At 35.4% G+C, this 25327-nt stretch carries 26 protein-coding genes; 10 read left to right on the forward strand and 16 right to left on the reverse strand.

Annotation, left to right across the window (positions count from 1 at the left end):
* Positions 1–41: 41 nt before the first annotated feature.
* From RHP76_RS12680 to RHP76_RS12720, 9 genes are all read right to left on the reverse strand, one after another.
* Entirely contained in the window at positions 42–1694 is a 1653-nt protein-coding gene (locus RHP76_RS12680; RefSeq protein WP_311228344.1) for a tetratricopeptide repeat protein, read from the reverse strand.
* A 91-nt stretch (positions 1695–1785) separates the two neighbouring features.
* Positions 1786–2658 (reverse strand): PstS family phosphate ABC transporter substrate-binding protein, encoded by an 873-nt coding sequence (locus tag RHP76_RS12685; RefSeq protein ID WP_311228345.1) that lies wholly within the window; start codon positions 2656–2658, stop codon positions 1786–1788.
* The gene (locus RHP76_RS12690; protein ID WP_171006307.1) at positions 2648–2845 is read right to left on the reverse strand and encodes a DUF308 domain-containing protein; all 198 of its coding nucleotides are present in this window, start codon (positions 2843–2845) and stop codon (positions 2648–2650) included. Before RHP76_RS12690 ends, RHP76_RS12685 begins: the two co-directional genes overlap by 11 nt.
* Before the next feature lie 75 nt (positions 2846–2920).
* On the reverse strand, positions 2921–3763 hold the full coding sequence (locus RHP76_RS12695) for an energy transducer TonB (RefSeq protein ID WP_062675757.1): 843 nt from the start codon (positions 3761–3763) through the stop codon (positions 2921–2923).
* 29 nt (positions 3764–3792) lie between these two features.
* Positions 3793–4362, reverse strand: a complete 570-nt coding sequence (locus RHP76_RS12700; protein WP_062675756.1) for a biopolymer transporter ExbD — start codon at positions 4360–4362, stop codon at positions 3793–3795.
* Between the two features lie 11 nt (positions 4363–4373).
* Positions 4374–4982: an ExbD/TolR family protein gene (locus RHP76_RS12705; RefSeq protein ID WP_126652498.1), complete on the reverse strand. Its 609-nt coding sequence runs from the start codon at positions 4980–4982 to the stop codon at positions 4374–4376.
* Between the two features lie 61 nt (positions 4983–5043).
* Positions 5044–5907, reverse strand: a complete 864-nt coding sequence (locus RHP76_RS12710; protein ID WP_034693032.1) for a MotA/TolQ/ExbB proton channel family protein — start codon at positions 5905–5907, stop codon at positions 5044–5046.
* A gap of 240 nt (positions 5908–6147) precedes the next feature.
* On the reverse strand, positions 6148–8961 hold the full coding sequence (gene leuS / locus RHP76_RS12715) for a leucine--tRNA ligase (RefSeq protein ID WP_311228346.1): 2814 nt from the start codon (positions 8959–8961) through the stop codon (positions 6148–6150).
* Positions 8962–9133: 172 nt separating this feature from the next.
* Positions 9134–9610, reverse strand: a complete 477-nt coding sequence (locus RHP76_RS12720; protein WP_120232718.1) for a lipocalin-like domain-containing protein — start codon at positions 9608–9610, stop codon at positions 9134–9136.
* 145 nt (positions 9611–9755) lie between these two features.
* Between RHP76_RS12720 and RHP76_RS12725 the strand changes: the two genes are divergently transcribed.
* From RHP76_RS12725 to RHP76_RS12735, 3 genes are read left to right on the forward strand one after another with little or no spacing between them, the layout of a single operon-like run.
* A complete protein-coding gene (locus RHP76_RS12725; protein WP_288440971.1) occupies positions 9756–10787 on the forward strand; it encodes an acyltransferase family protein in 1032 nt (343 codons plus the stop codon).
* A 22-nt stretch (positions 10788–10809) separates the two neighbouring features.
* Positions 10810–11565, forward strand: coding sequence for a glycosyltransferase family 2 protein (locus tag RHP76_RS12730; protein WP_311228347.1), 756 nt, complete (start codon positions 10810–10812; stop codon positions 11563–11565).
* Complete coding sequence (locus RHP76_RS12735) at positions 11565–12191, forward strand: deoxyuridine 5'-triphosphate nucleotidohydrolase (protein WP_311228348.1); 627 nt, start codon at positions 11565–11567, stop codon at positions 12189–12191. Before RHP76_RS12730 ends, RHP76_RS12735 begins: the two co-directional genes overlap by 1 nt.
* Here the strand turns inward: RHP76_RS12735 and RHP76_RS12740 are convergent.
* From RHP76_RS12740 to RHP76_RS23445, 6 genes are all read right to left on the reverse strand, one after another.
* Entirely contained in the window at positions 12183–13421 is a 1239-nt protein-coding gene (locus tag RHP76_RS12740) for a 3-deoxy-D-manno-octulosonic acid transferase (RefSeq protein WP_311228349.1), read from the reverse strand. The two genes, RHP76_RS12735 and RHP76_RS12740, sit on opposite strands and share 9 nt — an antisense overlap.
* Positions 13422–13426: 5 nt before the next feature.
* Positions 13427–13771 (reverse strand): cupin domain-containing protein, encoded by a 345-nt coding sequence (locus tag RHP76_RS12745; protein ID WP_311228350.1) that lies wholly within the window; start codon positions 13769–13771, stop codon positions 13427–13429.
* Positions 13768–14235, reverse strand: coding sequence for a DUF1648 domain-containing protein (locus RHP76_RS12750; RefSeq protein WP_311228351.1), 468 nt, complete (start codon positions 14233–14235; stop codon positions 13768–13770). Before RHP76_RS12750 ends, RHP76_RS12745 begins: the two co-directional genes overlap by 4 nt.
* A gap of 22 nt (positions 14236–14257) precedes the next feature.
* Positions 14258–14974 (reverse strand): C40 family peptidase, encoded by a 717-nt coding sequence (locus RHP76_RS12755; protein ID WP_311228352.1) that lies wholly within the window; start codon positions 14972–14974, stop codon positions 14258–14260.
* An 85-nt stretch (positions 14975–15059) separates the two neighbouring features.
* Positions 15060–15707 carry an O-methyltransferase gene (locus tag RHP76_RS12760; protein ID WP_311228353.1) on the reverse strand — a complete coding sequence of 216 codons (648 nt, stop codon included), beginning with the start codon at positions 15705–15707 and terminating at the stop codon, positions 15060–15062.
* 133 nt (positions 15708–15840) lie between these two features.
* A complete protein-coding gene (locus RHP76_RS23445) occupies positions 15841–15996 on the reverse strand; it encodes a CCPGW family putative bacteriocin (protein ID WP_409193480.1) in 156 nt (51 codons plus the stop codon).
* An 827-nt stretch (positions 15997–16823) separates the two neighbouring features.
* On the opposite strand from RHP76_RS23445, the gene RHP76_RS12765 reads away from it, so the two are divergent.
* The 3 genes from RHP76_RS12765 to RHP76_RS12775 are packed head-to-tail and all read left to right on the forward strand — an operon-like array spanning position 16824 to position 19009.
* Positions 16824–17417: a hypothetical protein gene (locus RHP76_RS12765; protein WP_311228354.1), complete on the forward strand. Its 594-nt coding sequence runs from the start codon at positions 16824–16826 to the stop codon at positions 17415–17417.
* 52 nt (positions 17418–17469) lie between these two features.
* Positions 17470–18042 (forward strand): hypothetical protein, encoded by a 573-nt coding sequence (locus RHP76_RS12770; RefSeq protein ID WP_120232711.1) that lies wholly within the window; start codon positions 17470–17472, stop codon positions 18040–18042.
* Positions 18043–18046: 4 nt separating this feature from the next.
* Complete coding sequence (locus RHP76_RS12775; RefSeq protein ID WP_120232925.1) at positions 18047–19009, forward strand: HTTM domain-containing protein; 963 nt, start codon at positions 18047–18049, stop codon at positions 19007–19009.
* Positions 19010–19061: 52 nt separating this feature from the next.
* On the opposite strand, the gene RHP76_RS12780 is transcribed toward RHP76_RS12775, so the two are convergent.
* Positions 19062–19895: an OmpA family protein gene (locus RHP76_RS12780; RefSeq protein WP_047435593.1), complete on the reverse strand. Its 834-nt coding sequence runs from the start codon at positions 19893–19895 to the stop codon at positions 19062–19064.
* A gap of 87 nt (positions 19896–19982) precedes the next feature.
* Between RHP76_RS12780 and tilS the strand changes: the two genes are divergently transcribed.
* The 4 genes from tilS (at position 19983) to RHP76_RS12800 (ending at position 25312) form a co-directional block, all read left to right on the forward strand.
* Positions 19983–21335: a tRNA lysidine(34) synthetase TilS gene (gene tilS, locus RHP76_RS12785; RefSeq protein ID WP_062675742.1), complete on the forward strand. Its 1353-nt coding sequence runs from the start codon at positions 19983–19985 to the stop codon at positions 21333–21335.
* On the forward strand, positions 21308–21886 hold the full coding sequence (locus RHP76_RS12790) for an RNA polymerase sigma factor (protein ID WP_288440949.1): 579 nt from the start codon (positions 21308–21310) through the stop codon (positions 21884–21886). Before tilS ends, RHP76_RS12790 begins: the two co-directional genes overlap by 28 nt.
* A 61-nt stretch (positions 21887–21947) precedes the next feature.
* Positions 21948–22907 carry a redoxin domain-containing protein gene (locus RHP76_RS12795; protein WP_120232710.1) on the forward strand — a complete coding sequence of 320 codons (960 nt, stop codon included), beginning with the start codon at positions 21948–21950 and terminating at the stop codon, positions 22905–22907.
* A gap of 335 nt (positions 22908–23242) precedes the next feature.
* On the forward strand, positions 23243–25312 hold the full coding sequence (locus tag RHP76_RS12800; RefSeq protein WP_311228355.1) for a protein-disulfide reductase DsbD family protein: 2070 nt from the start codon (positions 23243–23245) through the stop codon (positions 25310–25312).
* Positions 25313–25327 lie beyond the last annotated feature (15 nt).

Below are 25327 nucleotides of genomic sequence, written 5' to 3' on the forward strand. Positions count from 1 at the left end.
TACGCATGGGAAGTTTTAATATTTATAATTTAAATTTTAAATTACTTGTTGATTTCGGCATTTAGTTTTACGGCATCCTGATAAGTAGGGTCTAGCTGTAAAGATTTAGCTACATAATCTTTTGCTTTTGCCATATCAGAATCTTTGCTCATGTATGCTACTGCAAAGTAAGCGTAAGCAAGAGTCTGTTTGTTAGCTTCCTGATCAGCAGGTTTTACCGTGCTGATGAATTTCTCATAAGCCAATTTTGCAGCTTCATTGTATCCTGCCTGCTGGTAAGAATATCCCTGGCTGTAATATGCCGGAGCCCAATCAGGAAGAAGTGCTGACATTTTTTGCCATGTAAGGATTGCTCCATTCCAGTTTTTAACATCCTGGTAAGCTGTTGCTAACTTAAATAATGAATCAGAATCCTGGCTGTTGGCAGCAACTTTCTGTTTCAATGCTTCAATTTCAGGATTAGTAGGTCCTTTATCAGCTTCTGCCTGAGAAGCTCCACCACCACCTGCGATGTTTGCCAATTCAAGATCCCACTTCATTGTTTCATCCTTAGCAGCTTTTGCAATACCTACTTTTTGCTGAGCTTCAGCCATTAAAGCAGATTTTTTAGCAGCATCTTTTTCATCTTTTGCTAAACCGGCAGCAATAAGTCCCTGTAAACCTTGGTCTGCAGGCAATACTCTTGTTTTCTCTGCCTGAGAAACGAAAGTATCCATATTTTGCTTGGCGTCTGCATAATTTCTATCTGCATATGCATTATAAGCTCTCAATTTGAATTTGATAGGATCATCAATTTTATCAAAAATCTTATCTAATACCATTTTAGAGTTTGCATAATCTTCGTTTGTAAAGTATAGTTTTGCAATTTCTAATTGAGTATACGGATCTTCATCAGCATATTTGGTATAGTTAATAAGATCTTGTGTAGCTTTTGCATTCTGTTGGTATCTGATATCGTAACCAGCCAATGCTTTGTACGCAGGAGCGTATGTAGGATCTACAGCAATTGCTTTATCAACGCTTTCTTTCGCTTTTTGCCACACTTGAGCAGCCATCCATAAAGTAGCCATTCTCGTGTAAACTGAAGCTTTATTTTTTGCTACAGGTAACGCCTTGTCGTAAGCAGACATGGCTTCTCCCGGAGATCTTTTCAATCTGTAAGCATCTCCTAATGTATAATAATAATGTGCAGGAACACCTTTTTTCTCAGCTTTTTCAATAGCTTTAGTCAAAAACTGGATTGCCAGGTCCGGTGAACTGTTTTTCTCGAATAAAGTTAAAGCTTCTGCTGCTCTGAAAAGAACTTCAGCATCTTTTTCTCTTGAATCAGTAACTACTTTCTGAATTTCAGCAATGGCATTTTTATCACCTTTACCCAATTTAACAGCAGCTAAACCAATTTTGTTCAGATAGCTTTTACCATCAGCCGCTAAGCCTTTATTGAAATTTTCAGTTGCTTTAGCGTAATCTGGCTCTCCTTGTCTTAAGAAAGTATTTCCTAAATAGAAGTAGTTATCAGCTGTGGGCTCTTTAGCGATCATTTCAGTGAAGTTTGTTTTTGCCTGCGCAAATTTATCACTGTCTATACTGTTGATACCATCCTGCAATGTCTGTGCAGAGGCAAAACCGGTAAAAAATACCACGGCTGCTCCAAAAGCAATCTTCTTTACATTCATATTCATTATATCTTTCATTTTATATTTTCAAATAATTGAGTTTTATTCTACACAATTTTCAGACCAAATCAAAATTTTTAATGAGGATAAATTGTGAATTTAATATTTTTTAACGCATCTGCACTTCTCTCTTATAAATATTATAAGGTTGCAACCCTTCTTTCTGTACAATTTTTTGACCTAAATGGGTACATGAAAATCTTATAAATCCATTGGCAATATTAAAATTACCCTCGTTAATCAGGAAATAAAGCACTCTTGTAAACGGATATTCCATTGTACGAAGTCCTTCAAAATCCGCATTGTATAATTTTCCTTTCTCAACCACAGGAAGAATCTTTACCATTTCTCTCAATTTTTCAGACGTTTTATCATAAGGACGGCTAAAAGTATTCAATCCAATAACGCCTATTTTATCGGGATATTTTCCTAACTCCTCTATAATCTTCTGATTTCCCGGAATAATGGAAAATTTCATGTCTTTTGGCTGTTTTTTTAATTTCTCAGCAACAAAATTCAGGTTACTGGAGTTCGTTCCATCAAAAATAAATTCCTTTTTATCAGACATCAACCCGCTATTGATTTCTTCTATTGAAATACTTTCTTTCGGAGAATCTTTAGGAACAACAAAAACTACTGCATCTGCAGCAAATTTAGCAGGAAGAAACTTTAAATCTGTTCTTTCCTCATATGTTTTTATTTCTTCAGGATTAAGATTTCTGGACATTACTACCACTTTAGCACTTCCTTTCAAAAGATCAAGAAGTCCTAAATCTTCTTTCTTGGTTTCTACTTTGATGTGTGTCTCAGGATAGTTGATCATATAGCCGTCAGCTAATGCTTCTGTAACGCTTTGAAAAGATTCGTCAGTAAAAATTGTAAGATCACCTTTGTGATAAGAAGGAGTGTTTTTCTCCTTTTTGCAACTTGCAAGCATCATAGTCAATACAAAAATTACTGCAAGCTTGAAACTATTCTTCATTTCTCGATTTTTTAATTCTTGAGATCGCCCTGTAAATTCTAAAAATACCATAAATAATAAGCACCACTCCCAATGCATAAGCAACAGCTGGCTCTAAAATAGTAAAGAAGAATTTGTAGACAATCACTACAATTCCTAAAACGATATAAAACAATCCCGTAACCAGGGATAACCAATTGAACATCATGTAACAAAAATACCAAAAAAAATAAAAAGAGAAGCATAAGCCTCTCTTTTTATTTATATTTTGAATAAATAAGTCTTATTCAAAGTTCATAGTAAATGGTACGCTATAGTAAGATCTAACGCTCTCCCCGTTTCTTTTCGCAGGAGTCCATTTTTTAAGTTTCTTAACTACACGCATCGCTTCACTGTTGAAGTCGCCGTTTGGAGATTTCTCTTCAATCGTTACATTCGAAACAGTACCGTCTTTTTCTACAACGAACTTAAGCTTCGCTTTAAGTGTTCCTTCACCTCCTTCCATCAAAGAAGTATCAAAGTTATCACCCAGGAACTTTCTCAATGCACCCATACCTCCAGGATATTCTGCAGACTGGTCAACATCTTTATAGATCTCGTTAGGGTTGTTCGCTTTCACTTCTACTGTACTAGCTTTAGTACCTGTAGATGGTGGTGGCGGTGGTGGTGTATAAGCCGGAGCTTTTACCCCCTCCTGATTCTGTAAACCAGTTGTAGTTTCCAACTGCTTAGAAATCGGTGGTGGTGGAGTTTCAATTTTCGGAGCTTTTACAGGCTCAGGAACTACGTTCTGAATTACCTCAATTTTCTCCTCTTCTTTTGGAGGTGGAGGTGGTGGAGGTGGTTCTTCTTCTTTAGGCTGCTCGATAATCGGATCTTCTTCGATAATATCTACAAGATCTGCCTTCACTTCCTGCTTAGGCGGAGCTGTAAGATTTTTAATCGTAAGATAGATGAACGGAGACAAAGCTGCCAAAAGGAATAATGCTGTTCCGATAATAAAAGACTTGGTTAAAAGTCTCGGATACTGATGTCTAAGATCATAGGCACCATATTCCTTGTTTCTATTTTCAAATACGATCTCGTCTAAAGTAAGATTCTGACCGTATACATTTTCATCTGCCATAGATTAGATATAACAATTTTATGGTTAAATTACTTTGTAGCAGCAGCCGGTGCAGCAGCACCTCCTACTTTTTTCTCATAAATAGCTTTCTCCCAAGGTTTGATATCAGTAACCCCGTACTGCTCACTTTTGGTAATTGCCATTTCATCAAGAATATCAACAAAGTTCTTATATACAGCATCGTCAGTTGGCTTAATGATCACGGTAAATTTCGTTTGATCTGCAGCTCTAGATTTTGCCTGCTGAATTACTTTTCTAATTCCTTCTCTGTCAAGAGTAGTTTCCATAAGAGTTTGGTCATTCAAGGATGTAGCATCCTGCTGGTGCCAGAAAACTCTATTATTTTTTCCTAATAAGATAGAAATTGAGTTAGAAAGTTTAATTTCTGTTGGAGGTGGTTTTTTTGTTTCATCTTTCGGTTTAGCCGGAAGACCCAAATCCATCACGTTCGGTTTACTGAACGTAGTTGTGAACATAAAGAAGGTAATCAATAGAAAACCCAAGTCCACCATCGGAGTCATATCGACTCTGGTGTTTTGCTTCTTGGAACGGACCTTGCCGCCCTTGCCGCCTTTTTCTTGTACTTGTACTTCTGCCATTTCTATCGATATTATTCGTTAGGTTTACCTTCTTGTGATGTAATCAACCAAAATTTAAGAAAATCAATATCTCTTAAACCTTCAAATAAGCTTTTCACTTTAGGGTATTGTGTTGTAACGTCACCTTTAATCGCCAACTTGTAGTCAGGGTTAACGCTCAAACTTTCTTTTACCCAATCAATTAATTGCTTATTTGTACTGTCCATAGGAATACCTGTAGGACTCTTATAATTTTTCTGCTCATCTGCAGGCATATCCAAGTAACCTTTAAGCTGGTTCATTGGAACTCCGATTGCCTGAACTTTCTGGAAAGCAGCTTTTTGGTTGTTGTCAAAAGTAATCCCATACTTTTGTCCCATTTTATCCAAAAGAGCAAGTCTTTCTGATGCATTTTCTACTGGCTGGAAATAGAATTTTCCGTCCGGAGTAGCGTTGATAGTCATTAAACTAGCATCAGGAAGCAATTTTTCCGAAATTGAAGATGGCGGTTTGATCTGCTCCACGTCAGGTTTTTTAAACTGAGTGGTCAAGATAAAGAACGTAAGAAGTAGGAACGCAACGTCACACATTGCGGTCATGTCCGTTACTACTCCATGTCTTTTAGGTTTGACTCTCGCCATTATTATAAAATATTTTTAATTAAACTTCTTTTAATTGCTAATGCAAATATCTTGCTAATTCTTAGTTGAATTCAGCGAAAGACTGTTGGATACTCATAGAGATCTCGTCGATCTTGTAAGTTAATCCATCAATTTTAGATGTAAAGAAGTTATAAAGGATAATAGCGATTGCTGAAGTACCAATACCTAATGCCGTGTTAATCAAGGCTTCAGAGATACCTGTAGATAGAGCAGCAGCATCTGGAGTACCACCTCCTGAACCTAATGCAAAGAATGCCTTGATCATCCCGATTACTGTTCCAAGTAGTGCGATTAGGGTTGCAACTGTACCTAGAGTAGAAAGGATCATCATGTTTTTCTCAAGCATTGGCATCTCAAGAGTAGTAGCTTCTTCGATAGCTTTGTTAAGTGCTACCATTTTCTGCTCTTTATTTAATGTAGTATCGTGAGAAAGTGCTTTATAAGTAGTAAGACCTTCTTTTACTACGTTACCAACAGAACCTTGTTGTCTGTCACACTCTTCGATAGCTTCGTCGATTTTGTTTTGGTTTAGTAAGCTTCTTACCTGTACAACAAAGTTGTCTAAGTTTCCTTTTCCAGCTGCTTTACCAAGAACGAAATATCTTTCAAAAGAGAAAACGATTACAGTAATCATGAAAGTAATCAAGATTGGTACGATAACCCCTCCTTTGTAGATAATACCTAAAAACGATTCTGGGTGAATGTCTTTTCCTTCAACACTTGAAAAAGCTACAGAACCACTTCCTAGTTTTTCTGCATCCTTAAAGTTTCCTGGGCTACCAAGAACGAATAAATAAATACATACTCCTATAGCAAATAGAATAGGAATAATAACAGCTGGATTTAAACCTCCTGCCTTTCTAGCAACTACTTGCTCATCATTTTTTGAAACATTCATTTCCATATTTAACTAAATTATATTGTTTTAAAATTTTACAGGGTGTAAATTAAAGGCAAAATTAATTAAAATGCAAGAGTCTTAATTAAACATTTTGCTTTTTTTTGATAAAGAAATTTTAATACGATTTCGAAATAATAATTATTTTAAATTATTTTATTTATTTTTTCCAAATTTAACATTTGAATTAAAAAATCATAAAAATAAGACACCCATTTTTTTTAATTTCCCAATGTTAATTTTTTTTTAAATTACGATATTCACAATACGGTGAGGGACTACAATGATTTTTTTAGGGGTTTTACCCTCCAAAATCTGTTGCATTTTCTCGTTAGAAATCACCAAATCTTCTACTTCCTTGGCAGATAATTGAGCGGAAAGTGAAATTTTGAACTTCATTTTACCATTTACGCTTACCGGATACTCAATTTCGTCTTCAACCAGATAATCCTCATTCAATGCCGGGAATCGTTCAAATTCTAACGAAGTACCGTGTCCTAATAAACTCCACAATTCTTCACAGATGTGAGGAGCATACGGAGAAATGATAACGGCAAGCGGTTCTAAAATATTGCGCTTGTTGCATTTTATTTTCTGAAGCTCGTTTACAGCAATCATAAAGGATGATACTGAAGTATTGAAAGAGAAGTTTTCAATATCGTATACTACCTTCTTTATTAAGGTATGTAAAACTTTGTATTCCGCTTTTGTAGGTTCTTCGTCTGAAACTTCAAATACGTCTCCGTTGAAATACAGGTTCCAGAATTTTTTAAGGAAACCATATACTCCGCTTAATCCTTGAGTATTCCAAGGCTTGGATTGTTCTAACGGTCCTAAGAACATTTCATATAATCTTAATCCGTCTGCTCCGTACTCTTCACAGATATCATCAGGATTGACTACGTTATATTTTGACTTGGACATTTTTTCTACTTCACGGTCTGTGATGTATTTTCCGTCTTCCAGAATAAATTCTGCATCTGCATAATCCGGTCTCCATGCTTTGAAGGCTTCAGTATCCAATTCGTCAGAAGTTCCTTTTAATAAGGATACGTCTACGTGAATCTGCTGAGTCTGGTAATCTTTAGCTAAATTTTTAGATACATATTGATTTGTGCCGTCAATTCTGTATACAAATGCACTCATTCCTAAGATCATCCCCTGATTGATCAGTTTCTGGAATGGTTCATCATGGCTGATATATCCTCTGTCTTTTAAGAACATGTTCCAGAAACGGGAATACAATAAGTGACCGGTTGCATGTTCGCTTCCTCCTATATATAGGTCTACCTGTCCCCAATAATCTGCTAACTCTTTTTTAACAAAAGTTTCTTCATCATTCGGATCCATGTATCTAAGGAAATACCATGAGCTTCCTGCCCAACCTGGCATTGTAGATAATTCTAACGGGAAAATAGTTTTGTCATCAATAAGATCTGTAGCTACTACTTTCTGGTTAGCTTCATCCCATGCAAATTCTTTTGCATTTCCTAATGGTGGATCTCCATCTTCTGTAGGTAAGTATTTTTCAACTTCAGGAAGTTCCAAAGGTAAAGCGGAAACTGGCAATGTGTAAGGCATTCCATCCTTATAATATATAGGAACTGGTTCTCCCCAATAACGCTGTCTTGAGAAAATAGCGTCACGCTGTCTGTAGTTTGTTGTTCCATGACCGATTCCTTTCGTTTCGATCTCGGAAATCATTTTTGCTTTCGCTTCATTATAATGTAATCCGTTTAAGAAATCAGAGTTTACACAAACGGAATCTTTGGAATCAAAAGATTTTTCCTGAACATCTTCTTCCGTTTCTACCACTTTCTTGATTTCAAGATTAAATTTCTTGGCAAATCTGTGGTCACGTTCATCGTGTGCCGGAACCGCCATTACTGCTCCTGTTCCATATCCCATCAACACATAGTCTGAAATATAGATCGGCATTTTTTCATTGCTGAAAGGATTGATTGCATAAGTTCCTGTGAAAGCTCCGCTCACGTTTTTCACGTCAGACATTCTGTCTCTCTCCGTTTTCTTGGATGTTTCTTCAATATAAGTATCTACTTCTACTTTTTGAGCATCTGTAGTAATCGTTTCCACTAAAGGATTTTCCGGCGCCAGTACCATAAAGGTTGCTCCAAAGATCGTGTCAGGTCTTGTTGTAAATACTTCAACAGTCTCGTCATGTCCTTCTACTTTGAACTGAACCTGTGCTCCCTGAGATTTCCCAATCCAGTATTCCTGGGAATCTTTCAACGGCTGCGGCCAGTCTAAAGTATTTAATCCCTGTAATAATCTTTCAGAATATGCGGAAATTCTCATACTCCACTGCATCATTTTCTTCTGGAAAACCGGGAATCCTCCTCTTTCGGATTTTCCATCCTTTACTTCATCGTTGGCCAATACAGTTCCTAATGCAGGGCACCAGTTTACAGTGGTTTCTGCTCTGTAAGCAAGACGGTAGTTTAAAAGGATGTCTTCTTTATCAATTTCAGAAGCATTCTTCCATTCTTCTGCAGTGAAATTTAATTCGTCGTTCTGATTGGCATTTAATCCTTCTGTTCCTTTTTCTTCAAAATGCTGAATTAAAGAATCAATAGGCTCCGCCTTATCTGTATTTTTATTATACCAGGAATGATACAACTGGATAAAAATCCATTGTGTCCATTTATAATAAGAAGCATCTGAAGTTCTTACTTCTCTGCTCCAGTCGAATGAGAAACCGATTTTTCTCAGCTGCTCTTCATATCTGTTGATATTTTGTTCTGTAGTAATAGCCGGGTGCTGCCCTGTCTGAATAGCATATTGTTCAGCAGGAAGTCCAAAGCTGTCATATCCTACCGGGTGGAGTACATTAAACCCCTGATGTCTTTTGTATCTCGCATAGATATCCGATGCAATATATCCCAGCGGGTGACCTACGTGAAGTCCTGCTCCTGATGGGTACGGAAACATATCGAGTACATAAAACTTAGGTTTGTCTGTGTTATTAGAGGTTTTATAGGTTTGATTTTCCTCCCAGTATTTCTGCCACTTTTTTTCTATCTGCTGATGATCGTAAAACACTTGATATATATGTTATATGTTAGACTGATTATTTTTTCTTTTTGTCAAGATTCACAAAATTAATGATTTTAAAGTAAATAGAAATTGAAATTATGATGAATTACAAATTCTACCTCAACAAAAAAATCCCATCCGGAGATGAGATCTGTTTTATATCCTGAAGTATATACTATTATTGAGTAACTCTCTTGAAGGTATATGTTCTTGTCTGGAATATAGTAGGATCCTGAGTCTCCTCTCTTACCGCAAGATTGAGCGTTGTTGCATCCAAAGTAATCACCTTTGCATTCTGCGGCTCTACGATTCCCTGAATTTTCATCTGAACGTCTTTCCCTTCCTTATTATAAGTATAATTGAATTTTATATCTGAAAGAATAGCACACTGACCAGGGGTAGCAGTATCTCCCCAGTTCGTTTTCCCTCCCTTAGAATCAACGCTGAACCACCATCTTGTCTTTTTCTGACAGTCTGTATAAGTAATCGTGTTAGAAACCGGGTCTTCACCAACTTCTACAGTGGTAACTACTTCTTTTAACGGTTGCCATGTCCCAACAAGAGGAGCTTCCAGAACAGTATCATTGTCACTACTACAGCCTGTAGCTGCAGCAAACAAAGATAAACCTGCAAATAGTAATGCTAATTTCTTCATAGATCAATTTTTTCAAGCGCTAAAATTATAATTTTTTTGATTTATATTACTATTTTTTATGAAAAATTATTTCATCGACGATTATTTATATATATTTAAAAATAGGGACACCTAATTTTCCCTTTATTTAACAAATAATGAATACATGAGCATCGTTCATTCTATTAAAAAAGTTATTTTTGCAGGAAACAAAATACAAATGCAGGATATTACGAGAAACAATTTTGATTTTATACGTGTTCTCCTTGCCTTTATTGTCTTTTTGGGACATCTTGGCACACTCAGCGCTTCTCCTGACCTCAGGATTTTTGAGCATAGCCCTATAGAAATTGCTGTTTTCGGCTTTTTTGCGGTGAGCGGATTTCTTATTGCAAGGAGCTATGAAAGGTCTTCAAGCCTGAAAAGCTATTTAAAAAAGAGAATCAGAAGAATTGTTCCCGCCTACTTATTGGTTATTTTTTTATGCGCAATTTTATTAAGCCTGGTAAGTACCTATTCCTTCACTGAATATTTCAGCAATACACAAGTTTATAAATACCTATTTTGGAATTCATTATTTTTAAATTTTAAGGCACCCTGGCTTCCCGGAGTTTTTGGGAATCAAGCAGTGAATGGAGCCCTATGGACACTGAAAATAGAAATGTGCTACTATTTTGCGGTTCCTCTGTTGTTTTTGCTTTTCGGGAAAAACAATAAATACAGAAATGTAAGTTTGGTTATTCTATACTTCTTATCACTTATTTATCTCAATTATTTTGAATCTTTAAATAAAATTTCGATTGCCAAACAGCTCCCTGGAACATTATCCTATTTTATCCCTGGAATGTTGATTTACTTTAATTTCGATAAATTTATCCAGCATAAAAATATCATTTTCATTATTGCATTCGTTACTGTGTGGATTGACTTATTTTTAAAAGTTCAGCTTTTTTCTCCAATGATGATCGGAGTTATCGTAATGTATGTTGCCTATTCATTCAAATTCTTAAATAATTTTGGAAAATATGGTGATTTCACCTATGGAATCTACATTTTCCACTTCCCTATTATCAGGACTTTCCAGACTTTAGGATTGTTTGAAGATTACAATCCATTTGTAATGGCTTTGGTATGTATGTTGGTGGTAATTGCAGTAGGTATAAGCTCCTGGCATCTTTATGAAAAAAGATTTTTATAATTTAGCAGTTTAAAAAACATAAATGAAAGATCTTGTCTCCATCATTACTCCCTGTTATAATTCTGCAGAATTTATCGAGGAAACCATACAGTCTGTTCTTAACCAAACCTATGAAAATTGGGAGTGGCTCATTACTGACGACCTTTCCAAAGATAATACCGTTGAGATCATCCGAAAATATAATGATCCCAGAATAAAACTGCAGGTACTGGAGAAAAACGGAGGCGCAGGAAATGCAAGAAACAACAGCCTGGAAAGAGCACAGGGAAGATACATTGCCTTTCTGGATTCCGATGATTACTGGTATCCCGCTTATCTGGAAATGATGACGGATTATATGCAGGAGCACAAAGCAGAACTTGTTTATTGTAATTATTCAAGATGCGATGAACAGCTTCAGCCTATACTTAAAGATTTCTTGGCGGATAAAGTGGTTACATTCTCCAATCTGCTGAAAACATGTCGTCTGGCACCGGTTTCTACAATGTATGACACTCAAAGAGTCGGCAAGTTTTTATTCCCTGTAAAAAGTAAACGCGAAGATCATGTGATGTGGCTGAATCTTTTAAAAGTAATTCCGGAAGGGATTCCTGTAAAAAAGACACTGGCCAAATACAGGATGCGTGAAAACAGCGTTTCAAGAAATAAAAAAAACATCATTAAAGATCAATATCTTGTTTATAAAGATTTCATGGGATTCTCCACAGTAAAATCGTTGTATTATACGGCTAACTGGGCATTAAACGGATTTCTGAAATATTCGAAAATTTTCAATTAATGGAGTATTCAAAAGAGTTCAAAGCCGCTCTGAGTGCTTTTTCCGGAGCGGAGAAGGACAAACTTATTTTCAGACTCCTGAGAAAGGATAAATTATTATCTAAAAAACTCTACTTCGAACTGATTGATCCGGAAACCACGGATGATAAAAGAAACGCGATAGAAGAACATGTGAAGGAACAGATGCTCTTGGCCTCAAAGTATGTGGGAAATGCTAAATATTTCCTGTCTACTGTTCGAAAAATAAGTGCTGAAATCACGGAACATGTAAAAATAACGACCGATAAATTCGGAGAGGTTTCCCTGAATCTTCTTCTCGTGAATAAGGTATTGGAAAATAATGGTGATCTCAGCAGACAAAGGTTTGATAATGTTTACAAGCTTTATATTTACACCATCAACAAAATTTTCAAGTCATTAATTCTTGTAAAAAAACTGGATGAAGATTACTGGATGGAAATTGATGAATATCTTCATGATACCCTGAATAAAGTTTTAGAAAATCATTATCTCCAGAAGCTATGCATCAATAATGGTCTTGACTTCAACTGGTTTGAATGTGACAGAATTCCGGATAATATCGATCAGATTATGAAAGACATTAAAAGCCAGGGATTTTTACGATAGGATTTTCTGAAGAATCATTCTGGTAGAATCAGGTTTTCCGTCTACGAATTTTTCTGCATTTTGAGACATTTCAGTAAGTTCTTCTCTGTTATCCTCATTCGTAAGAAATAAAACAAATTCTGAAGCTGCATATTCGTCAGGGAAAGACTTTCCGCCATTGGCCGAGATCAGGTCATCCGCTTCCGGATTCTTTTTGTAATGATTTCCAAAGATCACAGGAACACCAAAAGTAGCGGCTTCCAGAATATTGTGAAGTCCCGCATCATGAAATCCTCCTCCTACAACAGCTACATCTGCATAAGAATATAATTTTGATAATAAACCAATGCTGTCTATAATCAGAATTGGAGTATTGAAAGTTGAAGGCCGGGTATTTTGTATTTCACTATACAATAAGGCATCCGGGAATATATTTTTCAAATGCTCTACTCTTTTCAGATCGTGGGGGGCAATAATAAGTTTTACCGTATTATTTTTACGGGAAACTACTTCTGCTATTTTCTCTTCTGCCTGCCATGAACTTCCAAAAACAACAGCTTTACTTTCCCCTTTGAAATCTGCAATGAAATCTACATGATTATTTCTTTCTCGCAGCTGTTTTACTCTGTCAAATCTTGTATCTCCCGTTACGGAAGACTTCATTAATCCAACGCTTTTCGCCAAGGCCAAGGAAAACTGAGTCTGGTGAAAAAACCAGTCTACATTTTTCTGAAGCTGCTTCACAAACCATTTTCCATAGGAAGTAAAAAAAGATTGTCTTTCATAAAACAGTGCAGAAATGACATAAATCTTTGTCCCTTTATTTTTCAGTTCTGCAAGGAGGTTGTACCAATAATCATATTTAACCGTAAAAAATAGTTCAGTATTAAATTGGTCTGTAAATTCTCTTACAATACTTTTTTTATCGAAAGGCAAATAACAAATAACGTCTGCAATATGTTTTTTCTTAACCACATTTTCATATCCTGATGGAGAAAAGAAGGTCACGAGTATTTTGTGTTGAGGAAAATTCTCTTTCAATTTCTCCAGAACAGGTAATCCCTGTTCATATTCGCCCAGGCTTGCAGCATGCATCCAAATTACCTGATCTGTTTTTGAAAATGCAGACTTTACTTTATTCAAAGACTGACTTCTTCCTTCAACGCCTTTTTTAGTTTTATCATTAATCAAGGCAAAAACCTTCATGCCGAAGGTAAGAAGACTGATAAATATATTGTATAAAAAAGCCATTTTACTTATTCTTTAATTTCAATTCTGTCGTGATCCGTGGGAGGATTTGATATGACTAAAAATTCAATTTCTGCATTTGATTCATTGGAGATAAAATGCTTTGCTCCCGGCTCAATGGATATAGATTCACCCTGCCCAACCAGGAATTTTTCTTCATTGATATAGAATACTGCTTCACCTTTCAGAATATAGAAAAACTGTTCTGCCACTTTATGAAAGTGTAGTTTTTCTGAAGTTCCTGCAGGCATTTTCTCCTGCTTTACGGATAAGCTTCGGGTATTTTTAAGAATCCAGCTGTCACATTGGCTTCCCCAGATATAATGTTCTGAATTATCTTTAGAATGTATCATTTGAATAGATGGGCAATAAAAAGTAATGCAGGAGTAAATAACACGACAGATAAAAAGATGGTTGCGAATGTAATTCTCGGTTTAGCCTGATCATCTACGGCATATCTGAACATATAGTCCTGAATATTCATAAAAATAACCGCTAAAAACAAAAAAAGAATTCTCAGGCCAATCTTCATAATTAAAAACTGAGCATTCATATTCTGAGCTGTAATTTCTACCGGGAAATTAGTATCTTCGGGATGCCTCAAGCCATACACGAACAGAGCATATAATCCCAGAGCCAATACAGGCATCAGAAAAGCATACATTTTACCTCCAAATCCATCCGCTTTTCCTTCCATATCAAAATGTACATGAATTCTCTCTGGCAATGTATTAAAGTTTTTCAGGGTAAACCACCATAGAAAAACGACTAATCCAAAATTAAAAATATCAAAAATTGTAAAAAGAATATTTTCCATTTCAGACGAGATTGAATTAGTATTAGATTACACTTTTCAGTACTCTTAGTTTATGAGTATGCTTATTCATTTCTTTGTTGAAAATCCCTGTGGAATCAAGTGTGTCTATTCTTACCTTTCCGGAAGCATGGATGATCTTTTGATTTTCCAGCATAATTCCAACATGAATAATTTTCCCTTCTGCATTTTCAAAGAATGCAAGATCTCCGGGCTGTGTTTCTTCAACGAAAGTAAGCGGCTCCCCTACCTCAGCCTGTTGTGATGCATCTCTGGGTATTTTTATATTATGAATTTTGTAAACCAATTGGGTAAATCCGGAGCAGTCTACTGCGAAGAAGCTTTTACCTCCCCAAAGATAAGGTACATTCAGGAACTCTTTTGCTGTCAGAGCGATACTTTCACGCACATCATGGCTTCTTCTTGAAGCTACCACCGGAAACTCCACTTCGGAACCCATAGAAAGTAACGTTTTACCATCATTCATTAATACGGAAGAAAAATCTTCGGTAACGACAGTCACTTTTCTTTTGGCCAGCTCTTCGTCTGTTATAGGCTTCAGCTGCTTGGTATCCATCCATCCTTCATAGCCATCATAATGCATTTTTATTTTGGTCCAGTTTCTATCTACTTCCAAAATATCTGCACTTTCTCCAAACAATATTTCCGTAACAATTTCAGCTCTGTCAGAATTTTCTGCACGAACCGGCGCTACTGTAACAATACAAACTCCTTTATTCATTAATTTTCAATTTAAAGATTGAATGATTTAAAGATTAAAAATACGATATATCTCTCTTTAAATGTTTAATCCTTGAATATTTCAGTTACTTTCTGCGAAGAAAGTTGACTCCATCACGCAAAGGTAAAATAAGATTTTCAAAATCTTCGTCTTTTGCCGCCAAATCATTTAATTCCTGGATCGACTGGGTAGATTTCAGTTTCGGATTTTCTTCCAACACTTTTCCATACCACAAGACATTATCAAAAAGGATCACTGTTCCGGATTTTGTATGCGGCTTAATCAGTCTGAAATATTCAGCATAGTTTTCTTTATCGGCATCTACAAAAATCAGATCGAAAAATTCATCTGTTTCTTTTAAATATTCCTTGGCATCCTGAAGTTTAAATTCAATCTGACCTGCATATTCGCTGGATTCAAAATATTTTTTAGGAAGATAGGCAAGATCTTCATTCACATCCAATGTTGTAATTTTCCCGTTCTTCGCCAGTCCTGCTGCCAGACATAAGGTAGCGTATCCGGTGAATGTTCCTATTTCAAGAATATTTTTCGGCTGCAGCATCTGGGAAATAATCGTCAGCAATCTTCCCTGCTGATATCCGGAAATCATATGAGGCTGTGTTGTTTTCTGATACGTCTCTCTTCTCAGCTTTTTCAGAATTTCGGATTCCGAAGAAGCGTGTGCCTCCAAATATCTGTCCATTTCAGGATTCTTTTCTTCAAAAAAACTCATACCATTTTAATTTAAACAAATTTAATGATTTTAAAACTTTCCCAAACCTTCTTTTTGTTCAATATATAATACAAAAAAGAGAGAAATTAATTCCTCTCTTTTTCTTAGCCATCTAAATTCGATGTAAAAAATATTATATGGCTATACAATATTGTCTTATCCCAGCACAAACCCATCCCGGGCAACACTTTGTTTGTAGACTCGTACAAAATATCTGTGGATTACATCCGTTAATAGCACCTTGTACAGTTTTCATTTCTCCTCTTGAAAGCTTTTTTAAATTTTTCATAATGATTTTAGTTTAGTATTAATTTCCTACTCTTTAGATTTTCGGACACCTCTTTAATATTTCCTTTAACGGAGATTTAAATATACATATTCTTTTATTAATCAAATAATTATAAACACAAAAACTACACATTTAATAAATAAAAAAATAAACTTCAGTGAAAACCCCATATAAAATACCGTGAAAACACGGATATTATTTTTGTGGTATTAGTTATAAGTTTGCAATAAGAATAAGGGGTAAAAACACTAAGAGAAAACAAGATGATTGCAGGAGAGACACAAACTAACCATGAGAATCACAAAAAAGTTGTACTGAAAAGTAGAACTGATGCTTCTGCAGCAAAAAGTAAGAAAGAAATATCCACTTCATTTTTGCAACGAATTATTTCACTCCTGAAAAAGGAAGAATTAATTTGATTAAAAAATAAATCCCGTCCACCTTCGGGATTTATTTTTGCTTTATACTCACATATTCCCTCTCAGGTTATTTCAGATTAAAACCTCATCCATTTCCTTCATCATCATTTTTCTCTACATCATTCAACAGAACTTCATTAAGTTCATTTCTACAATTCATTCTCAAAAGTCATATTGTAAGCCACAATATATCAGCTTGAAATATCCATGAATAGCCAATATTATTCAAAATCCCGATTCATATATCAGTTCACAAGTCAAAATCCTCATAAAATATAGGAAAAACACCTGTATTTGACCGCTCATATGCCTCTACCTTTGATATAAGTTTTCCAACCATGAAACATTCAAATAATGGAGGCACCCGAAAATCCTAAAAAAGAGTAGGGATATTTTAAAAACAACCACATGAAAACAAAGACTTTATTATTAATCGGAGCGATAGTGGGACTTGTGATGATATTTTCCCAGCTAAAACCTCAGGAAATGTCTTTTTATAAAGAAAAAGGCAATTGCATTGTAGACCATAATTACATCCTGAAAGATGTGAAAAAAATTTCTGACGAAGACATGAAAAGTTTATTAAGTCTTCAGAAACTTCATCAGAACAGTTTGGGTACCAATTTCATTATTTATAAAATCAACAGACAGTATGTAATCCGCGGATGCTTAATGAAAGCTAATATCGACTGGAAAAAGTATGGAGATCTAAGAGAAAAAGTGGACGGTATCCTGAAAAAATATGGAGCTAAAGAATTGGGAAAAGATTATTATGCTATTCAAAACAACCAGGTTGCAACCAATGCAGCTTTGCTAAGCCAGAAAGACATCGCCTCTCTAAGTAGATTAACCGTTAAAGGAGCAGAAGAATACACAATTTGTCCACCAACGATGGGTAGAAGAAATCTTACCAATGTGATTATAAAATCTTACAAAGTTAATACAGCCATTGATCCAAGAATCAATGTAAAGCTGAACAGCGTATTGATGAATTACAAATAACCTCAAAAGGCTGTTTTTAGTCCGAAGACAGCCTTTTCTTAAATCTTTTGTCATGAAAAGAAAGCTTCAGTTATCCGGAATTTTTATGATCCTGCTTCTGGTTTTCACCATTGGCCTGAAAGGAACATTTGATGGATATTATGGTTTTTATTATGAAAATAAAGACTATAAAAAACCGCTGTTATATACTATTTCCGAAGACATTGCCCAATCAAAACCCGTTAATATATTTACTTCTTACACTGGTTTTGATACAGGATATGGTTTCTACGCACCCAATGTTGCCAGCGACTTTGTCATGAGCTTTGAATTAAAAGATCAAAATGGTAATATCCTTGAACAGAAAAACCTGCCTTATTTTAAGAACAAAGAGAGCAGAGTAAGATATACAACTGTTTTTAACATGTTTCTTGATAAAATTTCCGACAAAAATAAATACGACAAAAAATATTATCAGTACCTGGATATCATTATCAGACAGATCGCAGCCCACGTAATGAAAGAAAATCCGTTAGCATCCAGTGTAACTACAAAGCTTTATCTGTACAACTACCCTGCTATTGCAGATTTCAAAAAAGGAAAAACGAGTGAAAATCTTATTCTTATTGATGAATTCAAATACTAAAGTGATGAAAAATCTGAATGCATTCTATACCAAAATTGAAAATTTCTTTTTCAGACAAGATAATCAAACGGAATTCTTAAGCTTCTTTAGGATTGCCATAGGAATTGTAATTCTTTTACAATTTGCTGCAGTGTTGCCGGATTTTGAAAAATTATTTTCAAGCAACAGTATTATTCCTCAGGACATTATGAGTGTTTTTACTCCAGACTGGTTGATAACCTTCTCAAAAATAGTAAGCTTTTTACAAACTCTCGGGATTGAAGAAAGTGCAACAATGGCAATAACCAAGGTATCGTTTATTACACTGTGTATTTTGATCATCACCGGATTTTATTCAAGAATCTCTGCATTATTGTTGCTTATTTTACAGATAGCATTACTTAAGGGAAGTTCTTTTTTTGCCTATGGTGCAGATTTTTTCACAAGCATGTCTTTATTTTATCTGATTCTTTTTCCTGCTGACCAACACTTTTCACTGAGAAATTTTATTTTCGGCAGAAAACCGGGGCATAGTAATATTACTCCAGTTAAAAGATTATTTCAGATTCATATTTCTATTGCTTATTTCTTTTCCGGACTGGATAAAGCTTTAGGGTTCAACTGGTGGAACGGTGAATCTATCTGGAAAGCTATTCATCTCCCCTACTCCAACAGAGACCTGAATATTGATTTCAGCTGGCTGATAGAACACTCTTATCTGATAAGTTTGATTGGATGGAGTACCATTATTATTGAGATATGTTATCCTTTTTTTATCTGGTATAAACCCACACAGAAAACATGGCTTTTCTTTACCATCTCCATGCATATAGGAATTGCACTGGTTTTGAATTTATATTATTTTTCAGCGATTATGATCGTCTGGAATATCACCAATTTTTATTTTGAACAGTCTGATAAAAAGACAGTCACTTCTTCAAAGAAAAAAATATCGGCAGAGTATATTCCCAAACAGGTTGGTTCATAAAAAAATAAATCCCGAATTGCTTCGGGATTTATGATGATATAAGGTTTAATCATTATTTCTTAGGAGCGATATCCATCAGTTTCATAAACTCATCAAGTTTAGGCATAATGATGATTTCCGTTCTTCTGTTTTCTGATCTTCCTGAAACGCTCATGTTAGTCGCTTTCGGGTTGTATTCAGAACGTCCACCAGCAGTAATTCTTGCCGGATCTACTCCAAACTGAGTCTGAAGAACTTTAGCAACTGAAGTACCTCTTAATGCAGAAAGATCCCAGTTGTCTCTTGGAAGATTTGGAGAGTTCAACGGAGCGTTATCCGTGTTACCTTCGATCAATACAGAGTATTTATCGTAATCGTTGATTACTTTTGCTACTTTACCCAACACTTCCTGAGCGGCAGGCAGGATGTTGTAATCTCCTGTTTTGTATAGCATTTTATCAGAAAGGGAGATCATTACTACTCCTTTCAATACTTTTACCTGTACATCTTCATCAGATACATTATCCAAAGATCTCTTCAGTTTATTAGACAATGCCAGGTTCAAACTGTCATTTTTAGCATTACTGGAGATCAATTGCTTGATATAAGAATTGGACGCATTGATTTCGCCTACCAGTTTGTCAATGTTAGCAGAACTTTTTCCAGTATTGGACAGACACGCATCAAGTGATGATTTTAATGCATCGTGCTGGCTTTTCAACAAGTTGTTTTCACCCGCCAATGCAGAATTCTGAGATTTCAAATCCTGAATTTCTCTTTGTCTTTCTCCGATATTTTCAATACACTGCTTATAGTTTGTGCTCAAAGCATCATACTGCTTTTTGCTGACACAAGATGTCATCCCCAGCGCCATTGCAGAAACTGCTAAAATTTTTAAAATCTTCATAAATAATCATTTTTAGACTACTCAAAGTTAGGAAAATTCAATTGAATTATATCGGTTATCTTTGCATAAAAGAAATTCTCAACATCTATGTTGGATCAATCAGCCTTCACCAATCAATTAAAAAATCTCGTTCACGAACCAGAAAACCACACCTATCTTCTGGCGGTAAGCGGAGGAGCAGACTCTATGGTTCTCGCCTCTCTTTTCAAGGATTTAGGGCAGAAAATTCAAGATTCCAGGTTCCGGTTTCAGGTAGCTCATATCAATTATAAACTTCGTGGTAATGATTCGGATCTGGATCAGAAAACAGTGCAGGATTTTTGTGAGAAAAATCATATAAAATTTCATTTGTATGAAGTTTCAGAAAAAGATCAGAAACCCGAAAACTCTATTCAGCTATGGGCAAGAGAGCTTCGATACGCCTTTTTTAAAGAAATTCAGGAAAAAGAAAAACTGGAATTTCTCGTTACCGCCCATCATCTTAACGATCAGCTGGAAACGTTCATTATTAATCTGTCCAAAGCTGCCGGCATTAATGGATTGAGTGGAATTCCAGCAAATGATAATAACATCCTTCGTCCCCTTTTAAATGTTTCAAAAAAAGAAATTTACCAATTTGCTGAACAGAATACTATTGAATTTCGGGAAGATCTTTCTAATAAAAAAAGTGATTATCTGAGGAATAAGATCAGGAATGAGATTGTTCCGGTGCTGATGGAAACCAACGATCATTTTCTGGAAAATTTCAGAAAAAGTTCTTTATATCTGAATCAGACTAAAGATTTTGTTCAGAAACAGATTCAGGAGATAGAAAATCAGCTTACAGTATTTAACCAAAACTATAAAATCTTATCAAAGGAAAAGCTGGATCAGGAAAGTGATTTCGTAAAATTTGAAATCTTAAAAAAATTCGGATTCAATCAGGAGGAAGAAATCCCCAAAATTTTTAAAGCTGAAAACAACAGTTCTTTCTTTTCAAAAGAATATCAGTTGATTGTCAACCGTGATGAACTTATTTTCATTGATAAAAATGAAGAAAAGGGAACTCCGGAAGAAATAGTACTGATCAAAAACTTTGATTTTTCTCAAAACCTGATCAGAATCAATCTCGTAGATGATATTGAAAACAATGAAGAAATCCAAAAAGAATTTGAATGGGATTTCGATGCTGAAAAGCTTCAGTTTCCCCTCCTATTGAGAAAACAACAGGATGGAGATGAATTTTTTCCGACAGGGTTTTCAGGGAAAAAGAAAGTTTCTAAATTTTTTAGAGACGAAAAATTATCTGCTTTGATCAAGGAAAAGATCTGGTTATTGTGTGACTCCAAAAACCATATTTTGGGTGTCATCCCTCTCAGACAGGATCGCAGGTATCAGGCAGACAGAACTACTCAAAAAAAGATAACTGTAACGTGGACAGAAAAACAACTAATTCGTTAGCTGTTGATGATTTTAAGAAAGACAGCAATATAGCTTTTGGAATTTTATACCAACAGTATTTTGGTTATACTCAGAAATTTATTCTGAACAATAAAGGTAATCTGGAAGATGCAGAAGATATTTTCCAGGATGCATTACTCATTCTTTACGAAAAACTCAATGCTGATGACTTCAAAGTCCAAACCTGTCTGGGAAATTATATTATCGGAATTGTAAAAAACCTGTGGTTTAAAAAACTAAAAAACAGAAACTTTTATGTTGAGTCTCCTGAAAACTATTTCATGGAACATCAGGAGGAAATAAGTACTGCCATTGAAAATGAAAGGTATTACTGGGAAAAACTGGTTGGTTATATCAAATCGATTTCTTCCCATTGTCAGAATCTCATCCATGATATTTTTATTGAAAACAAAAGTATTGAAGAAATTCAGGATAAATACCAGTATTCCAGCAAACATAATGCTCAGAATCAAAAATACAAATGTGTAGAGCAGATCAAAAAAATTAAAAATAAAAATATTTCTACAACTGAAAAACAGATAGTTATATAAAATATTTTTAGTTAAGGGTGATTTTTTTATGGATCAGGGAACATAATAAGAAAAGAAATATATGTTCAAAAAAATCGTATTGAGTCTTCTTATATTAGTAGGAATTTCATTTAACGCACAAAGCGCAGGTATCAATTTTCAAAAAATTGATTTAGAAGCCGCGAAAAAAATCGCATCAAAAGAGAATAAACTGATCTTCATTGATCTGTTCACCACCTGGTGCGGACCTTGTAAGCTGATGGCAAAAAACACCTTTACTGATCCGAGAATCGGAGAGATGTTCAACAAAAATTTTGTAAACCTTGCCATTGATGCAGAAAAAGAAGGTCTAAGCCTTGCCAAAGAATTTAAAGTGGTAAACTATCCTTCCTTTTTATTCCTGGATCCAAAAGGGAAACTGGTTCAATATGATTTCGGATACTATAATCCTGAACAGTTTCTGGAAGTTGGAGCATCTGTCCTGAAAAAAAAGATGTCTCAATCCGGCAAAACGTTAGATCAGGTAAAAGGAAAAATGATAGGTGATAAAATTGATAATTTCAATGCGAAAGATCATTTGGGTAATACATTTTCATTATCAAAGGAAAACAAAAAACTGGTAATTGTTTTTATCCGGGGGCAATGGTGTCCGTATTGTAACAAATACATTGAAACATTACAAAATCTGACCCCTGAGCTGAAATCAAAAAACGCGAGACTTGTTATTATTTCTCCCGAAAAACCGGAATTTATAGAAAAGACGATCAGCAAAACAAAGACAGAGTATACGGTTTTATATGACGAAGGATATAAAATTGCAGAAGCATTCGATGTTCTCTATACTCCAGACAGTGAAACCCTTAATTTCTACAACTCAAAATTAAAGGAGGATTTTGCCAACAGCAGATCAGATCATTCCGGAAGGCTTCCTGTATCGGCAACCTTCATCCTTAATGAAGGGAAAGAAATTACATGGAGACATTTTGATCCGGACTATAAAAACAGAGCATCTGTAGAAGATATTTTAAAAAATCTGAATTGATTTTCTCGGAGAGTTTTTGTCATGGCAAAAGAATCTCATCATAATACCAAGTTGGCAAAATTGAAAAAATCTATAATCATTTTGAATGATAAAATAAGTAACACTTCTATTGCGATTAGGGCAGAAGACAAAATATTTTAGGGATCACGCTTAAAAAAAGAAAGTTTCTAAATTTTTTAGGGACGAAAAATTATCTATTTTAGCGAGGCAAAAAATCTGGACACAGACTCATTAGGAATAATGCTGTATTTGACAGCCTTCCTTCCAGGTAAGTCAGAAGATTTGCAAAGAATGAGAAAACGAAATGGAGTCTCAAAACTTTAATGAAATGAACAATGAAATTTAGAAATTGGTTTTTATTAATTCTACTATTTTTAGCGACAGGAATTAATGCGCAGATAAAAAATCCTGTAAAGTTTAAATTCACCATCAACGATCTGGGGAACAATCAATACGAAGCAGTATTGAATGCTACCATGGAAAACGGCTGGCATATTTACTCTAAAGATCTACCAGAAGACACCGGAATTCCGACGGAGTATAAAGTGACAGGAAAGAATATTGAGTTGATCGGAAAATTTACCGAAGTTGGTAAAAAACATGAAGAGTTTTCTGAAGCGTTTGGAGGAACAATTGTTTTCTACTCCAATTCTGCTGTATTTAAGCAAAAATTTAAATTAAAAGATCCAACAAAACCCGCAGATGTCACTTCTGAGATTACGTATCAGACCTGTGACGACAGAGTTTGCCTGGCTCCCAACACATTAGAATTCAACCAAAAAGTTACACCAAAAGGGGCAACGGAAGAGGCTACGACCGAGGAAACTGCAGGTCCTGCAAAAGACTCTGTAAAAATAACTGAGACGGTTACTGAAAATCCTGCAAAAACTGAAGCTACGATCACAGAAACTTCAAAACTGGATCCAAAGCAGTTGAAAATTGAAAGTATTGATTTCAAAAAACCACTGACGGATTGCGGTACTGCCTCTACCAAAGTGGATGAAAACTACTGGACGTATCTGTTCTTAGGATTTATCGGAGGATTAATTGCTTTGCTTACGCCATGCGTTTTCCCGATGATTCCACTTACCGTTTCATTTTTTACGAAAGGAAGTAAAGACAAAGCAAAAGGAAAAAGAGATGCTCTTATTTATGGTTTTTTCATTCTTCTTATCTTCGTTTTACTGAGTATTCCTTTCCATATTATTGATGGAATCGCAGGAAATATCTTCAACGAGATTTCTACAAGTGTATGGTTGAATATTGCTTTCTTTATCATATTCATCTTCTTTGCCGGAAGTTTCTTCGGGTATTATGATATCACGCTGCCAAGTTCTATTGCCAACAAATCTTCCAAAGCAGAAGAGGCAGGAGGAATTATTGGTATTTTCTTCATGGCATTGACTCTGGTGATCGTTTCTTTCTCATGTACGGGACCTATTTTAGGAAGTTTACTGGGAAGTGCGGTAACAGGTTCATCCAATGTTCCGATGCTGTTGACTTTTGCGTTGGCAGGATTCGGGCTGGCATGGGCTATTATTTTCGGATTGCTGGCATTATTCCCACAGGCATTACAAAGTCTACCCAAATCCGGAGGATGGATGAATACGGTAAAAGTTGTTTTAGGATTCGTAGAACTGGCATTAGCATTGAAATTCTTGTCTAAAGCCGATCTTGTATCCAAAACATTCTTCTTAAAAAGAGAACTTTTCATTGCGATCTGGATTATTATTGCCTTAGGATTAGCAATCTATTTATTAGGATTGATCAGATTCCCTCATGATGATAAAAAGCCTAAAATTTCTGTCACCAGAAAAATATTAGGGGTATTGGGAATTGGTTTCGTGATCTATCTGGTTCAAGGGTTAATCCCATCTGACCGTCCGAAACTTCAGTTATTAAGTGGAATTTTACCTCCACTCAATGTAAGCTATTTCCATGATGAAAAAGACGGAATTTTAGGAATGCATCCTGAACACGACTTCTTCAAAGCAATAGAACTGGCTAAAAAAGAAGACAAGCCTATATTGATCGACTTCACAGGATATGGATGTGAAAACTGTAGAAAAATGGAGGAGTTTGTATGGAGCGAACCAGACATTTTACCGATTCTTCAGAATGATGTAGTACTGGCTTCTCTCTATGTCGATGATAAGGAAGAGCTTCCTGAGGATCAGAAAACCAAAATTGACCTTGGAGACGGACAGATCAAGAAGGTAAAAACAATTGGAGACAGATGGAGTTTATTCCAGCAGGTGAACTTCAATAATAACTCTCAACCTCACTATGTTTTAATCACTCCGGACGGAAAAGTCATCAACACGCCTGTTTCAGGATATATGCCTAAAGAGGATTTCAAAAAATTCCTTGAATGCGGGGTAAATTTCTATAAAAAGAATAAATAATTTATTAACATATCA

Origin of the sequence: Chryseobacterium sp. SG20098 (assembly GCF_031844745.1) — a bacterium.
Taxonomy (GTDB): Bacteria; Bacteroidota; Bacteroidia; order Flavobacteriales; family Weeksellaceae; genus Chryseobacterium; species Chryseobacterium cucumeris.